General features: G+C 64.5%; 5 protein-coding genes. 4 read left to right on the top strand and 1 reads right to left on the bottom strand.

Annotation, left to right across the window (positions count from 1 at the left end):
* Positions 1–70 precede the first annotated feature (70 nt).
* Genes ASG55_RS07520 through ASG55_RS07505 form a run of 4 tightly spaced genes read left to right on the top strand, consistent with a single transcriptional unit; the run spans position 71 to position 16,626 of the window.
* Entirely contained in the window at positions 71–11,794 is an 11,724-nt protein-coding gene (locus ASG55_RS07520; RefSeq protein WP_056785071.1) for a BapA/Bap/LapF family large adhesin, read from the top strand.
* Positions 11,795–11,837: 43 nt separating this feature from the next.
* On the top strand, positions 11,838–13,274 hold the full coding sequence (locus ASG55_RS07515; RefSeq protein WP_143978997.1) for a TolC family outer membrane protein: 1,437 nt from the start codon (positions 11,838–11,840) through the stop codon (positions 13,272–13,274).
* Positions 13,271–15,433, top strand: coding sequence for a type I secretion system permease/ATPase (locus tag ASG55_RS07510; protein ID WP_056785069.1), 2,163 nt, complete (start codon positions 13,271–13,273; stop codon positions 15,431–15,433). The genes ASG55_RS07515 and ASG55_RS07510 overlap by 4 nt, the downstream gene beginning before the upstream one ends.
* Positions 15,430–16,626, top strand: a complete 1,197-nt coding sequence (locus ASG55_RS07505; RefSeq protein ID WP_442101727.1) for an HlyD family type I secretion periplasmic adaptor subunit — start codon at positions 15,430–15,432, stop codon at positions 16,624–16,626. The genes ASG55_RS07510 and ASG55_RS07505 overlap by 4 nt, the downstream gene beginning before the upstream one ends.
* Here ASG55_RS07505 and ASG55_RS07500 read toward each other — a convergent pair whose 3' ends face one another.
* On the bottom strand, positions 16,627–17,223 hold the full coding sequence (locus ASG55_RS07500) for a trypsin-like peptidase domain-containing protein (protein WP_156388168.1): 597 nt from the start codon (positions 17,221–17,223) through the stop codon (positions 16,627–16,629).
* Positions 17,224–17,425 lie beyond the last annotated feature (202 nt).

The raw sequence follows: 17,425 nt of genomic DNA, 5'->3' as shown, positions 1-17,425 counted from the left end.
CTGACACTCCCTATCTATGGTTTTAAAACCATCCGTGGACGTCCGCCCCACCCATTTACAGGGAGTAGTAATGGACAACATCGTCATTGCCGACAAAGCCAATTCTCAGCTCACTGCCCAGAACTGGGGCAATGTTCAGCTCAATCAGCCTTCAGTTGTACAAATGCCGGTTCGGCCCGATCAATTGGCGTCGACCAGTCGCAGCGGTCAGGATTTGATTGTCAATCTGAAGTCTGGCGAGCAAATCAAAATCTCCAATTTCTTTGTCACCAGCCCTGACGGCGTGCCCAATGACATTGTCTTTCAGGGTGACGACGCGACGCTGTGGCAGGCGCGCTACAGCGCCGAGCCGTTCAATGGCTTTACCTTTGACGAAATCAATTCGCTGGACGAGCTGATCGCTGGCGTCGGTGTGGTGGATGGCGCGACGCCGGCATGGGCGATTGCCGGGCTTGGCCTGTTGGGCGCGGGTGGTGCGGCAGCCGCTGCCGGCGGAAGTGGCGGCGGCGGCGGTGGTGGTGGTGGCGATGGAGACGCGACGCCTCCTGCGCCTGCGACCGGATTAACCTTGTCGGCCGATGGCCGGGTGCTGAGTGGTTTTGGCGAAGCTGGCAGTGTCGTTCAGGTACGCGATGCAGCCGGCAACCTTTTGGGTTCCGGAACCGTTGGCGCCGATGGCAGTTTCCAGGTCGACCTGGGTACGCCGCAGAACAATGGCCAGCCGCTCGACGTCACGCTCACCGACCCCGCGGGCAACGTTTCGACGCCGGGTACGGTCACTGCGCCGGATACCACCGCGCCGACCGCACCAGGCAATCTCAGCGTGAGCCCTGATGGCACGCAACTCGGCGGCACCGGTGAAGCCGGCTCGACCATCCAGGTGCGCGCCGCCGATGGCACGCTACTCGGTAGCGCTGTGGTGGCGGCGGATGGCACTTTCAGCGTCGCCCTCAGCCCCGCGCAAACCGGCGGCCAGCCGCTGACCGTGAATGCCACCGATGCGGCTGGCAATATCTCGACCGGCGCAACGGTCAGCGCGCCGGAGATCGTCGAACCGACGACGCCAGGCAATCTCGATTTGAGCAGCGACGGCAGTCAACTCACCGGCACCGCCCGGGCCGGCACCACGATTGAAGTCCGTACCGCCAACGGCGAACTGCTCGGGCGTGCGGCGGTGGCTGCTGACGGCACTTTCCTGCTGACGCTGGTTCGTGCGCAGGCCAACGGTGAAACCTTCAGTATCGTGGCGGTCAACAGCGCCGGTGCGCAATCGCCGACCGTGACCTTCAATGCACCAGACATCACCGGCCCCGCTGCTGCAACGGATCTGGCCGTGAGCAGCGATGGCCTTTCGGTGACCGGCCGTGGCGAACCCGGCAGCACAGTCAGCGTCACCAATGCGCAAGGTACGCTGCTCGGCACAGCGCAGGTGGCAGCCGATGGCTCGTTCACTGTGCAACTCAATGCCGCGCAAATCGATGGTGAAGCGCTGAGCGTGCTGGTCACCGACGCCGCCGGCAACCCTTCGCCAGCAGCGACTATCATCGCGGTTGACCTCGACGGGCTGACCCAACCAAGTGACATCGCAGTGAGCATCGATGGCACGCAGTTGAGTGGACGCGGCCAGGTCGGTTCGACCGTAACGGTGCGCGACGCCAACGGCAATGTGCTCGGCACGGCCGTGGTGGCGGCGGACGGCACGTTCAGCCTGCAACTGAGCAGTCCGCAGAACAACGGCGAAACACTGCAGATCAGTGCCAGCGACGCCGCTGGCAACACTTCCGCACCACTGAACTACGTGACGCCTGACACCCAAGGGCCGACGGCCGTCTCCGATCTCGCGCTCGACGCTCAGGGGCAGACGCTCACCGGTAAGGGTGAGTTGGGTGCGTCGGTCACTGTGCGCGATCCGGCCGGCAACATCATCGGCACGGGCACGGTGGATGCCGATGGCAATTTTACCGTTCCACTTTCCACACCACAGAACGATGCGCAACAACTGCAAGTGATCCAGACCGACGCGGAAGGCAATCCTTCGGCGCCGGTCAACGTCACCGCACCCGATCTGACCACGCCGGTCGCCGTGACCGATGTGAGCATTTCTGCCAATGGCGCCGTAGTCTCCGGCGCGGGTCAGATCGGCGCCACCGTTACTGTCACTGACACCAACGGGACCGTGCTGGGAACAGCTTTGGTCGGCAGCAACGGCCGGTTCGAAGTCTCCCTGTCCTCGCCACAAACCAACGGCCAGAACCTCAGCGTTGTGCAGACCGATGGCTCGCCCACTGGCTCCCCGGCAGTTCCAGTTGAAGCGCCGGATATCCAGGCCCCCACTGCCCCTTCCAATCTGACGCTGAATGCAGGCGGCACTGAACTGAGTGGCACAGGCGAGTCCGGTGCCACGGTGTCGGTCAAGGATTCGGCCGGCAATGTGTTGGGCACCGCGATCGTCGACGGCAGCGGCGCCTTTACAGTGCCGCTGAACAGCCCGCAGATCGATGGCCAACAACTGCAAGTGAGCCAATCGGATGGCGTGAACGTCTCCCCCAACACGCCGCTGACCGCAGCGGACACCACCGCGCCGCTGGCGCCTGACAACGTCGTACTCGCCAGCAACGGCGTGACATTGACCGGCACCGGGCAAGCCGGCAGCACCGTAACCGTCAGCGCAGCGGACGGCACGGTGCTTGGCACTACGGTGGTCGCCAGCGACGGCAATTTCAGCGTCAACCTGAGCCCGGCTCAGCTCGACGGTCAGGTGCTGAGTGTGATCCAGACCGATGCGAGTGCCCTGCCCTCGCCGGCCACGCCGGTTACGGCACCGGACATCACCGCCCCACCTGCACCGAGCGGTCTGCTCATCGATCCTGCGGGTGCCACGGTCACCGGCACCACGCAGCCCAATAACACGGTGCAGGTGCTGGATGCCGACGGCAACGTCATCGGCACCGCGACCGCTGACGGCACGGGCGCCTTCACGGTCAACCTCGATACGGCGCAGACCAATGGCGAAGCCTTGCAAGTCGTGGTGTCGGACGGCGCCAACAGTTCGCTTCCCGGCAGCGTCACTGCGCCGGACAGCACCCCGCCGGCAGCGGTCAGCGATCTGGCGCTCAACCCGGCCGGCACGCAAGTGTCGGGACTTGCCGAACCGGGCACGACGGTCACCGTCAGCATCGCTGGCGGCGCTCTCGTGCTGGGTACCGCAACGGCGGGTGAGGACGGCCGCTTCGTCGTGACCCTCAGTCCACCGGCCGAGCCCGGCGGCAATCTGGAAGTCATCAGCACTGACGGCGGCGGCAATGATTCGCCCGTTGTGCCGCTGGCAGGACTGGACGGTACCCAGGTCGCGACCCCGACCGATCTGGCTTTGAGTGCCGATGGTTTCACCCTGACCGGCGCCGGTACGCCCGGTTGCACCGTGACGGTGACCAGCAGCAGCGGCACGGTGCTCGGCTCCGGGCTGATCAACAGCTTCGGCCGCTTCACCCTGTTGCTCAGTAGCAAACAGATCAATGCGCAAGTCCTCCAGGTGACGGCCACCAGTCCCGACGGTGACGTGTCGATTCCGGGCACGGTGACGGCGATCGATGGCACGGCGCCGGACGCGGTGACCAATCTGGCGCTGAATGCCAACGGCACGACACTCACAGGACGCGGAGAGGCCGGGGCGACGGTCACTGTCACCGACGCCACAGGTACCGTGCTCGGTACTGCACTGGTCGCCAGCAATGGCACGTTCAGCCTGACGCTGACGCCGGCACAACTTAATGGCCAGGCGCTTACCGCGATCCAGAGCGATGCCGCCGGCAACCTGTCGCAACCCGCTGGCATCATTGCCAGCGATCTGCAACCGCCCGCCGCAGCGACTGGCGTCAGCATCAATGACGTCGGCACCGTGGTCAAAGGCCAGGGCGAAGCCGGCAGCACCGTGACCGTGCGCGATGCCGCCGGTAACGTGTTGGCGACCGGCGTAGTCGATCAGAGCGGCAATTTCCAGGTCACCTTGCCCAATGCGCAGAACACCGGCGAAACCCTGCAGGTCACTCTGACCGACGCCAATGGTAACGCCTCGACTTCCACTGGCGTGATCACCGTCGACGGCACCCCGCCGGCCGCCGTGCAGAATCCACTGATCAGCGCCGATGGCAGCACCCTCAGCGGCACGGGTGAAGCTGGCGCGACGGTCAATGTCACCACCGCCAACGGCACCTTGCTCGGCAGTGCCGTGGTTGGCGCGGACGGCGCGTTCAGCGTGACCCTGGCGCCAGCGCCGACCAACGGCGAGGCGTTGGCGATCAGCCAGACCGACCCTGCCGGCAATGTCTCGCCGTCGACCAGCGTCAACGCACCCGACATCAGCCCACCAGCTGCACTGACCCAAGTCGCGGTGAATGCTGACGGCGTCACCGTCACTGGTCATGGCGAGCCAGGCGCCACGGTGTCTGTGCGCAGCGCCGACGGCACCTTGCTCGGCACCGCGCAGGTCGGCAGTGGCGGCGCGTTCACTGTCACCCTCAACGCAGCACAACTGAATGCCGAAGTGCTGACCGTCACTCAGGAAGATCCGCCGGGCAACGTTTCGACGGCGGTTGAAGTCATCGCCGCGGATCTGACCGCCCCGGCGATTCCGAGCGCATTGACGCTCAATGCTGCCGGCGTGCAACTGTCGGGCAACGCCGAGGCCGGCAGCACGGTGACCGTGCGCGACAGTCAGGGCAATCTTCTCGGCACCACCACGGCGGCCGCAAACGGCACTTTCCAGATTACCCTCAACAGCCCGCAAACCAATGGCCAGGCACTGAACGTGACGGCCACCGACGCGGCAGGCAATCCGTCGGCCCCGGCAATCGTCAATGCGGTCGATAGCACGGCGCCGTTGGTAGCGAGCGATCTGGCGGTGAGCGCCAATGGTGCCACCCTGACCGGCATTGGTGAGGTCGGCGCCAGCGTGGAAGTTCGCGATGCCGGCGGTGTTTTGCTGGGTACTGCGACCGTTGCCAGCAATGGCAATTTCAGCGTCACGTTGTCCCCGGCGGCGGTGGCTGGATCGAATCTTTCCGTGGTGCAGATCGATGCTGCCGGCAACACCGGACCGGCGGCGCCGGTGACTGCACCGGGCAATCTGGCGGAAAGTGCACCGACCAATCTGGCCCTCAGCGCTGACGGCCTGACCCTGACCGGCTCGGCCACCGCCGGCAGCACCGTGAGCATTCGCAATGCCTCGGGCGTGTTGCTCGGCAGCGCGCTGGTGGCGGCCAATGGCACTTTCAGCGTCACCCTCAACGCCGCGCAACTCAACGGCGAACAGCTGTCTGCCGTGGCGACGTCGAGCACCGGTATCAATTCATCCCCGACCGACTACACCGCTGCCGATATCGCCGCGCCAACGCCGCTCAGCGAGCTGAGCCTGGCACCGAACGGCACGGCTCTGACCGGGCGCGGTGAAGCCGGCGCCACGGTGACCGTGCTCGGCACGGGCGGAGTGGTTCTCGGCAGCGCCGTGGTGGCGGCCAATGGCACGTTCAGCGTCACCCTCAGCCCGGCACAGACCTCTGGTCAGACTTTGAGCCTGAGCCAGGCCGACACCGCCGGCAACGAATCGAACAGCGTCAACCTGATCGCCCCGGATCTGCTCGCGCCCAATGCGCCGGCTGCGCTGGTGGCAAGCACTGACGGCACCTTGCTCTCGGGTACCGGTGAGGCCGGCACCACGGTCAACGTGTACAACGCTGCCGGAGCGCTGGTCGGGACCGGCACCGTGAGCATCGACGGCACGTTTGCGATAACCCTGACTACGCCACAAGCCAACGGTCAGGCGCTGACCGTGTCACTGACGGATGCAGCGGGCAACACCTCGGCAGCCACGCCGTTCACTTCGGTCGACAGCACACCGCCAGCGGCCGTTTCGCAACTGAGCATCGGCGGCGACGGCGCAAGCTTGACCGGGCGCGGCGAACCGGGCGCGCAGGTGCGCGTCATCGACAGTGACGGCAACGTGCTTGGCACCGCCGTGGTCAGCGCGACCGGTACCTTCACGCTGCCACTGAACCCGGCGTTGACCAACGCCGAAGTGATCACCGTGGTCCAGGCCGACGCGGCGGGCAACGACTCGCCTGCGGTGAACCTGACCACGCCGGACTTCACTCCGCCTGATCCACTGGACAACGTCGATATCAACTCGTCCGGCGCGCTGGTCATTGGTACTGGCGAACCCGGCGCGACCGTGACCGTGCGCGATGCCAACGGCACTTTGCTCGGCACCAGCGTGGTACTCGGCGACGGCACCTTCAGCGTCACCCTCAATCCGCCGCAGATCAACGAACAGATTCTCAGCGTGCAGCAGGCCGATCCACCCGGCAACGTCAGCGCCCCGGTCACGGTCACCGCCCCGGATCTGACCCCGCCAGCGACGCCGGCCGATCTGCAACTGAATGCCGATGGCGGTCTGCTCACCGGTACCGGCGAAGTCGGCGCCATTGTCCGCGTGACGTCGGCCGATGGTACCGAATTGGGCACCGGCACCGTGGGCAGCGATGGCCGTTTCGAGGTCACGGTGACCCCAACACAGACCAATGGCCAAGCGCTGTTCGTGGTGTTGGCGGATGCAGCCGGCAATGCCTCGCCTGCCGGCACCCTGACGGCGCCTGACAGCACGCCTCCTGCCGCACTGACGGATGTCGAGATCGACGCCAGCGGCAGCCTCATCACCGGCTCCGGTGCGGCTGGCTCGCAGGTAGTCGTCACCAACGCGGTGGGCACCATCGTCGGCACCGGCACCGTCGCGGCCGATGGCAGTTTCAGCGTCACCCTCGACCAGCCGCTGCTCAATGGTGAAGCCTTGTCGGTGATCCAGCGTGATGCGGCGGGCAACCCTTCGCCGATCGTGCCCGTCACTGCGCCGGACATCACCCTGCCCGCTGCGCCCACCGACCTCGTTCTCACGCCTGATGGCCTGACACTGACCGGCAGCGGTGAAGCCGGCGCCACGGTGCGTGTACTCAGCGCGACTGGCACGGTACTGGGCTCGGCAACCGTGACCGGCAATGGCTCGTTCAGCGTGACCCTCAACCCGCCGCAAGTGAACGGTGAGCTGTTGAGCGTCAATCAGACCGATCTGGCATCCAACACATCGCCGACAGCGCCCGTGCAAGCGGGCGATATCACCGATCCACTGGAGGTGGCCGACCTCAACGTCAGCCAGGACGGCTTGACCGTCACCGGTACCGGCGAACCCGGCGCAACCGTCACCGTGCTTGACGGCGCGGTGGTGCTCGGCACAGCGACGGTGGCGGCAGATGGCAGTTTCAGCGTCACGTTGTCGGCTGCGCAACTCGATGGCCGCGCACTGTCGGTCGTGCAGGCCGACGCACAAACCAACCAGTCCGAGCCCGTTCTGGTCGACGCGCCGGACAGCACTGCACCGATCGCACCAACGGTGACATCGCTGACCGGCGCCGGCACCTTGCTCGCCGGGACCGCCGAAGCCGGTAGCACCGTGACTGTGCTGTCCGCCACCGGCGCCGTGCTCGGCACAGCGGTGGCATTGGGCGACGGCACCTACACAGTCACGTTGAATCCGGCTCAGGCCAATGGTCAGTTGTTGTCAGTGATCGCGACGGATGAGGCGCAAAACGCATCGCCAGTGCTGCTCTACCCGGCGGCTGATACTACCGCTCCAGATGCCGTCACCGGTCTGACCATCAGCGGCGATCTGAGCCAGCTCGCCGGTCGTGGCGAAGCCGGCGCGAGTGTCGAAGTGACCGATGCGCTGGGCAATATCGTCGGCACCGGCACAGTGGCCGCCAACGGCACGTTCCTGATCGATCTGGATCCGGGCATCACTGCCGGCCAGGTGCTGACGGTGAATCAAACAGACGTCGCGACTAATGTGTCCGCAGACGCCGACCTGACTGTTCCGGCAGTGCCAGCCCCGGCTGCGCCGGACAATCTTGTGCTGACAGCCGACGGCGTGACGCTGACCGGCACGGCGGCGATCGGCACCACCATCAATGTCTACGCGCCGGACAACAGCCTGATCGGCACCGGCGTCACCGGCGGGGATGGCACGTTCAGCGTGGTGCTGACGCCTGCGCAAACCAACGGCGAAAGCCTCGAAGTCACCGCCAACACTGCGTTCGGGGGTGCCTCGCTGCCGACTGAAATCACCGCAGGCGACACCTCGGCGCCGGCGCCACTCAGCGATCTGGCGGTCAATGCCAGCGGCACACTGGTCACCGGTCGCGGCGAAGTCGGCGCGTCGGTGACCATCACCGGCGCGGGCGGCGTGGTGCTGGGCAATGCGACGGTCGGCGCCAATGGCACTTTCAGCGCACAGCTCAATACGCCGCAGGTCAACGGTCAGGTGCTCAATGCGACACAGACCGATGCGGCCAACAACACCTCATCCGGTCTTAACGTAACTGCGCCCGATATCACTCCCCCGGCCGCTCCGACAGCACTGGTCCTCAGCGGTGCCGGTCTGGTGCTCGGCGGGCTCGGTGAAGCCGGCGCGACCGTCACTGTTCGCGGTGCGGGAGGCGCGGTGCTGGGCACGGCGACGGTGGCGGGCAATGGCTCGTTCTCGGTGACCTTGTCATCGGCGCAACTCAACGGCCAGCAACTGAGCGTCACGCAGAGTGATGCGGCGGGCAACGTTTCGCCGGTTACCAACCTCAGCGTCGCCGATACCACAGCGCCGGCGCCGCTGAGCAATGTCAGCCTGAACGGCACCGGCCTGGCGGTCAGCGGCACGGGTGAAGCCGGCGCCACAGTCAGCGTGACCAACGCGGCGGGCACCGTGCTCGGCACCGCCGTGGTCAATGCTGGCGGCACCTTCACCGTGCAACTGTCCAGCGCGCAACTGAACGGCCAACAGCTCAACGTCCAACAGGCCGACCCGACGGGCAATCTGTCGCCGGTTTTCAACCTGACGGCCCCTGACGTACAGGCGCCGATCGCGGCCAGCGGTCTGACGCTCGCTGCCAACGGTCTGACCCTGAGCGGTACGGGCGAAGCCGGTGCGACGGTCAACGTCTACGGCCCCGGCGGCGCGCTGATCGGCACCACCACCGTGGGCAGTGGCGGTACGTTCAGCTTCAACCTGAACACCGCGCAACTCGACGGGCAGCTGTTGACCGTGCGTCTGGTCGACCCGGCCGGCAATCTGTCGCCCAATGCCAGCCTGACGGCGCCGGACATTACCGCCCCTGGCGCGCCGACTGGCGTCAGCGTCAATGGCAGCGGCACCGTGCTCACCGGCGTCGGCGTGCCCGGTTCGACCATCAGCGTGCTCGGCGTCGGTGGTGCGGTGCTCGGCACCGCGACCGTCGCCGCTAACGGCAGTTTCTCCGTGGCACTAGCCTCAGCGCAGATCAACAGCCAGGTACTCAGCGTCACCCAGGCCGATCCGAGTGGCAACGTATCGGCAGCGGCGACCGCGACGGCGCCAGACCTGACACCGCCCGCTGCGGCAACGGCGCTGCTGGTCGGTGCCGATGGCCTGACCGTCACCGGTACCGGTGAAGCCGGTGCAACCGTGACCATCAAGTCGGCCAGCGGCAGCGTTCTGGGCACTGGCACGGTCGACAACCTCGGCGTGTTTAACGTCACCCTGAGCAGTGCGCAGATCAACGGTGAAAACCTCACCGTCAATCTCAGCGACGCACGCGGCAACGTTTCGGTGGCCGCCAACGTCATTGCGCCGGACGTCGACGTCAACGCGCCAGTGGTCGCCAGCGATAACCTCGCCGTCGGCACCGTCACCCTGGCACCGGTCACCGCGTCGCAGACCTTTAACGACTCGTTCACCACACTGCTGGCCGGGTTCTCGAAAACCTTCACCTTCACCGTGGCCGGCGGCACGCGTCTTGATCCGACCCTGACGCTGACCACCAGCAGTCTGATTTCGCTGATCGATGGCGTGGTCTACACCCTGCAAGTGAAAGATGCCAGCGGCAACTGGGTCACTCTGGATGTCAACGGCAGCGGCGGTCTGCTTGACCTGATCGCGCTCGCCGGCCAGGGTGTACGGGTCGACATCGGTAATTTGCTGTCAGGCGATTATCGACTGACGGTTTCGAGCACCGGTATCGGCGTGCTGACCACGGTCAATACCCAGCTGCAACTGGATGTCAGCAGCCTGACCCAGTTCAACGGCATTGCCGGGCCAGCGGTGACCGGCAACGTCATCACCAACGTCGGCGTCGATGGCACGGCCGATCAGACCGGCCCGGACAACGGCGCGCAATTGCAGATCTTCAAGAACGGCGCCTGGGTCAGCGCTGGGGCCGGCACCACGGTGCAAGGGTTGTACGGCACGCTGACCATCGACGCTAACGGCAACTACAGCTACAAACCGAACGGCAGTGTCGGCAGCGTCGGCAAAGTCGACGTGTTCAACTACCAACTGGTGCACCCGAACGGTTTGAGCGACACCGCCAATCTGTACGTGCGCATCGACAGCCCGCAAGCCAGCGAAGTGTGGAACGATGCCAACCTTGGCAGCCCGGCGCTGGTGGTGGATGCCACGCCAGACGTCGCCTCGACTGACGTCACCCTGATCAACCGCGAAGTCACCACCAACTCTGCCCTCGGCACCTTCAATGTGCTGCTGGGCGGCGGCAGCGGTAACTACAACACCGTGGTCGCGGCCGATACCGTCAGTGACCTGACCGTGGTGGTCAATTCGAGCAACCTGCTGGCGCTGCTCGGTTCGATGACGGTGGGCCTGTACAAGCTCAACACCGCCACCAATCAGTACGTGCTGGTCAAGAGCTACGGCGGCAACGCCCTGGTCAATCTCGGCGGCGGCAACTACGGGATCAAGTTCGACGACCAGACCGCCGGCAGTTATCAGGTGCGGGTGGCAGTGGGCGGCCTCGGCCTGCTGACCAGCGTCAACACCAGCCTGATCAACGTCGCGACCTACAACAATCAGTTCGTGGTCGGCAGCTACACACCGGTATCGGGCAACCTGCTCACCGACACCGCTGGCGGCGGCGCCGATGTGTTGGGCTCGGTCTACACCTTGCTCAGCGTGCTGGTCGCCGGCAGTTACGTCGCGCCGGGTTACAACGGCGTCTCGCTGGTCGGCAATTACGGCACCCTGGTGGTCCAGGCCAACGGCAACTACACCTACACGCTCAAGGCCGGCCTGACCGATGCAGTGATCGGTCAGGAAGACACTTTTACCTATCAGCTCACCCACCCCAACGGCACGGTCGATACCGCGACGCTGACCATCGACCTGAACAATGCCGGCGCATTCGCCAGCACCGCGTTCTCGGCACTGGCCAGCGATGACCTCGGTCTGGCCCATGTCGCTGGTAGCGAACTGATCCAGGGCACCGAAGGCAACGACACCCTCGACGGCTCGCACGGTGGCGCCGTCACGCTGCAAGGTGGCGGTGGCGACGACACGCTGATCATCGCCGATCAGCAGTTCACCTCGGTGGACGGCGGCAGCGGCACCGACACCCTGCTCTGGGCCGGTGGCGATGTGTCGATCAACCTCGGCGATCTGCAGAGCAAGATCCACAACGTCGAAATCCTCGACCTCAACCATTCCAGTGCGGTTGCGCTGACATTGAATCTCGGCGATCTGCTGGCGATTACCTCTTCGGACAACAACACCCTGCTGATCAAGGGTGACGACAGGGACAGCGTGCACATGACCGATGGCTGGGTCGCCGATGGCACGCAACAGGCCGACGGCATCGACTATGTTCAATACACGGCACAGGAGGATCCGAGCCACCACTTGTGGGTGCAGAACGGCATTCAAGTGGTTTGAAACAAGACATCAAACGTCGGTCTCTCAACAGTAAGGGAAGTCTGTGGAGTCAGTTTTTCGCCAGAAATGGCCGGTGGTCCTGTTGACCATCGGCCTCTACCCCGCTTTCACCGTCGGCGTTCGCGCCGACGACAACCTCGACAGTAGCTTGCGCAGCATCAGCCCGTCGCAACTGCAACAACCGGCAGGCAATGACAATCGTCAGCGCCCTGCCCCTGCTTCAAAAACGGCCGCCAACGCGGATACTTTGGGGCTGGAACAAGCGGTCAGGCTCGCCGTGGACTGGCACCCACGCATCGGCGAGGCCATCGGCACCCTGTTCCAGCAAGGCGAAGGGGTCAACGTCGCCGAGTCCGGTTATTACCCGCAGGTCACCGGCGGCATCAAGGGTGGTTACACCAGCGGTTACGGCAGCGATGCCGGCAGCCAGTCGGTGAACATTTCCCTCAAGCAGATGCTGTATGACTTCGGCAAGGTTTCCAGTTCGGTCGACGCCGCCCGCGCCCGGGTGGCGCGCAGTCAGGCCGGGATTCTGCTGGCGATCGACGACATCGCCCGCGACACCGCCAGGGCCTACATCGAAGTGCAGCGTTATCAGCGTCTGCTCGAGGTTGCCCGTGAACAGATTCAGGGCATCGGCGGCATCGTCGACCTGGCCAAACAGCGCAGCGACATGGGCGCCAGCACCCGCTCCGATATGGTCCAGGCGCAATCCCGCGCAGAAGGCGCGACGGCGACGTTGCAGGAATTCAAGGCGCAGTACGCACGCTGGCAAGCGACCCTGACCAGTCTGCTCGGACGACGCACGCCGCCAGCAGTCAGCGACGCCGCCGCGCCGACATTGACTCAGGCCTGTGACGCGTCGCAGATTTCCGACACCCTGCCCGCCGTTCTCCAGGCGGCTGCGCAACGCACCCAGGCCCAGGCCGAGCTGGCCCAGGCCAAAGCCGAGGCCTACCCGACCCTGTCGCTGCAACCGTCGGTCAACCAATATCTGGATGACCACTACGACGATCAGAACTCGCGCGCCGATCGCACTCAGGTCGGGATCTTTCTCAATCTCGAAGTGCCGATCTATCAGGGCGGTGCGATCAGTGCGCGCAGCCGCGCCGCCGGGCATGCGCTGACCGCAGCGGACTCGGCCGAAGACTTCGCCCGTCTGCAAGCGCGCCAGGGTCTGGCCGAAGCCCAGGCGCAAACCTCGGGCCTGAACCGGCGGCTGCGCTCGCTGGAATTTCGCCAGACCAGCATCACCGAGGCACGCATGTTGTATGGCCGCCAGTACCTGGAACTGGGCACGCGACCGCTGCTCGACCTGCTCAACGCCGAGCAGGAAATCCATCAGTCGCGCTTCGATCTGGTCAACACCCAGGCTGATCTGCAACGTCTGCAGATCGACTGCTTCTACAACAGCGGTGCGATTCGCCGGGTCTTCGGCATCGACCACAGCGCCATCCAGAATGTCGAGATCCTGCCATGACCGATGCCAGCATCACTGTTCCCGAACCCGCTGCTGCCGAAGCTCGCGAAGATTATTCGCCATGGCTGGAAGCGGTGCTCAAGGTCGCCCGCCACTATCGCCTCGACGTCTCGCCGGAAAGCGTGCGCCTGGCTTCGGTGCACAGCGAAGGCCGCGTCGAAGAAGTGGTTCGGCACATGGCGCGGCAGGCCGGTTTAAGCGTGAAATTCGCGGCATTCGACAACAAGAGCCTGAGTCGCTGGCGCACGCCGCTGGTGGTGCAACTGCGTGACGGTCAGGTCGGCGTGCTCGAAAGCATCGGCGAGACCGGCGAGCTGGGCATCTGCTTCAGTGGCGACCAGGGTTTGCAGAGTCGCATGGACGCCACCGCGCTCGCCGAGCAAGCCCTGCGCACGGTGATTCTGCGTCCGACGCAACCGGTGGCGGACGTGCGCACCAACGATTACATCAAGCCCTACGACGAGCACTGGTTCCGGCGCATCGTCCTCACCGATCTGCGGCCCTACAGCCAAGTGATGATCGCCTCACTGGTCGCCAACCTGCTGGGCATGGCCGGGGTGCTGTTTTCCATGCAGGTGTACGACCGGGTGATTCCGGCCGAGTCGCTGCCGACCCTGTACGTGTTGTTCGGTGGGGTGATGCTGGCGCTGCTGTTCGATTTCGTCATGCGCATTCTGCGTCTGCGCATCACCGATGTGCTGGGCAAACGCGCCGACTTGCGCGTCTCCGATCTGGTCTTTGGCCATGCCCTGCGCCTGCGCAATTCCGCGCGGCCGAAATCCACCGGCTCGTTCATTTCGCAGTTGCGCGAGCTGGAGCAGATCCGCGACCTGATCACCTCCAGCACTGCCACGGCACTGGCGGACATGCCGTTTTTTCTGCTGTTCCTGCTGGTGTTCTATTTGATCGGTGGGCCGCTGGTGTTGATTCCACTGGTGGCGTTGGTGTTCATGTTGCTGCCCGGGATCATCGCGCAACCGCGTCTGGCGCGACTCGCCAATGCGTCGATGCGTGAAGCGGCGCTGCGCAACGCCATGCTGGTGGAAAGTATTCAGGGCCTCGACGACATCAAGGCGCTGCAGGCCGAGCAGCGTTTCCAGCAACAGTGGAATCAGTACAACGCCGCCTCAGCGGACAGCAGCCTGCGCCTGCGCACCTTGACCAACAGCCTGGTGGCGTGGACGCAGAACGTACAAGGCGGAGTGTTCGCGGTGGTGATCGTGTTCGGCGCGCCAATGGTGATTGCCGGCGACCTGACCACCGGCAGTCTGGTCGCGGCGTCGATTCTGTCGTCGCGGATGATGGGGCCGATGGCGCAACTGACCCACGTGCTCACCCGATGGCAGCAGGCCAAGGTCGCGCTCGAAGGCTTGAACCGGATCATGCAGATGCCGGTGGATCATCCCGAAGGCAGTCAGCGCGTGCACCTGCCGGCGATTCGCGGCGACTACCGCCTGCGTCAGGCCAGTTTTCGCTACAGCGAAGAATCGTCCCCGGCGCTCAACAACATCGACCTGAGCATTCGCCCCGGCGAGCGCATCGCCCTGCTCGGCCGCAACGGTGCTGGCAAGTCGACGTTGCTGCAAGCACTGGGCGGCGCGATGGATCTGAGCAGCGGTGAAACCACTCTGGACGGCATCGCCCTGGCACATCTGGATCCGGCCGACCTGCGCCGCGACGTCGGCCTGCTCTCGCAACAGGCGCGACTGTTTCACGGCACCTTGCGCGACAACATCACCCTCGGCGCCGGTCAGGCCAGCGATCAGGAAATCATCGCCGCGCTGACTGTCACCGGTGCGCTGGACTTCGTTCGGCAGTTGCCCAAAGGCATGGATCATCTGGTACTCGAGGGCGGGTTGGGTTTGTCTGGAGGTCAGCGTCAAAGCCTGTTGCTGTCGCGCTTGTTGATCCGCCAGCCACAAGTGCTGCTGCTCGACGAACCGACGGCCGCGCTGGATGACGTCACCGAGCGGCTGCTGCTGGAAAAACTCGCGACCTGGACCCAGGGCCGAACGCTGGTGGTTGCCACGCATCGGGTCAGTGTGTTGCAACTGGTCGAGCGGATCATCGTCCTCGACAACGGCCGCATCGTCATTGACGACCATCGCGACGCGGCACTCGCGCGGCTGCGCGCACCGGGCAAAGGAGTGGCGGTATGAAGCCGATGATGACCGACGTGCCGGATCCGACGTCCTACCTCGATGGCCGCGATGAGCGCGCTCTTGCCGGTGGCGCAAAGGTGATCTGGGGTTGCGCGCTGATGCTCGCCTGCTTCATTGCCTGGGCGGCGTGGTTCGAGATCGTCGAGGTTTCGACCGGTACCGGCAAAGTCGTGCCGAGCTCGCGCGAGCAGGTGATTCAGTCGATGGAGGGCGGCATTCTCGAGCAGCTCAATGTCAGCGAAGGTGCTTTGGTCGAGCGCGGGCAGATCCTCGCGCAACTGGACCCGGTGAAGAACCAGTCCAACGTCGGCGAAAGCGCGGCCAAGTACCGCGCGGCGCTGGCCAGCGTCAACCGCTTGCAGGCCGAAGTCAGCGAAAAGCCCCTGACCTTCGACGCATCGCTGCAAGAGTTTCCTGATCTGATCCGCGCCGAAACCGAGCTCTACCAGACCCGGCGCAAAGGTCTGGCGGAAACCCTCGACGGCATTCAGAGCTCGCTGAAACTGGTACGTAGCGAACTGGCGATCACCGAGAATCTGGCGAAAATCGGTGCCTCGAGCCGAGTTGAAGTGCTGCGCCTGACCCGTCAGCGTTCGGAGCTGGAATTGAAAGCCACCGAAGCCCGCTCCGATTACATGGTCCGCGCCCGCGAAGACCTGGCCAAAGCCAACGCCGAGGCGCAGATGCTCGAAGCGGTGATCCGTGGGCGCACCGACTCACTGTCGCGCCTGACCCTGCGCTCGCCGGTGCGCGGCATCGTCAAGGACATCGAGGTCAGCACGATTGGCGGCGTCATTGCGCCCAACGGCCAGGTCATGCAGATCGTACCGCTCGATGAACAACTGCTGATCGAGACGCGCATCTCGCCGCGCGACATCGCCTTCATTCACCCGGGCCAGGCGGCGAAAGTGAAAATCACCGCCTATGACTATTCGATCTACGGCAGCCTCGACGGCGAAGTGGTGACGATCTCGCCGGACACCATCCAGGACGAAGCCAAGCCGGAAATCTTCTACTATCGCGTGTTCATCCGCACTGCGTCGGATGAACTGCGCAACAAGGCCGGCAAACGCTTCGCCATCGTTCCCGGGATGATCGCCACGGTGGACATTCGTACCGGCGAAAAAACCGTGCTCGACTACCTGATCAAACCACTCAACCGCGCCCGCGAAGCGTTGCGCGAACGCTGATCAGCGGCTGGCCAGTTTGGTCGCTGGTGGCGCTATGGGGGTGATGCTGGCCTGATAGCGCGACCACTCGCGATTGATCTCCGCGTACGGCAAAAAGATGCTTACGCGCGGTTGATCGAGCAAGTCCTTGCGCTTGAGGCGGCTGACATCATCGCGGGTGAGAAACGCCACGTTGATGCCAACCACTTTGCCATCGGCGGAAAACACCGGCCCTCCGGACATGCCTTTGGCCAGCGCGCCATTATGGGTGCCGTAGAGCACGTTGCCCTCTTTGACGTCGAGGCGAACCATGGCCGGCAGCGCCTGGCCGGTGCCCTTGACCGACATGTACAGCGAATTGAACCCCACCGAAGTCAGCTCCTCGCCCGGCTTGTAGCCGCGCCACGCCGGCACGCTATTGGCCTTGTGGCGGAAGAACTGCACGTCTGCCTGCCCTTGGAAAACCGTGCCCGACAAGTAAGGAATGTGCTTCACCGTCACGGCGAAGTCTTCGTTCCATTGCACAGCCGAACCCATCAGCAGGTAAGGCAAAGGCGCGCCGGAGTGGACGACAAAGGCTTGGTCTAAAACAGGATCCTGAACAAAAGCGACTGGCATTCCATTGCACCCGCTGAGCAGCAACGACGCTGCAACAAGTGACTTGAGGGGGCGCATTTTCGGTACATCTTGAGGTGAGGAAAGGTGCTGCAATATGTCATTGCGCCATCACTTTTAGCAATAGGCTCAGCCTACCGCTTGTCGGCGTGCGATATAGTGAGTTAATGATTGGATCCAAGCAATTTCCCGGCAATGCACGCAA

The organism is Pseudomonas sp. Leaf434 (genome assembly GCF_001425545.1).
GTDB classification, from domain to species: Bacteria; Pseudomonadota; Gammaproteobacteria; order Pseudomonadales; family Pseudomonadaceae; genus Aquipseudomonas; species Aquipseudomonas siliginis.
This window is presented reverse-complemented; position numbering and strand designations above follow the sequence as displayed.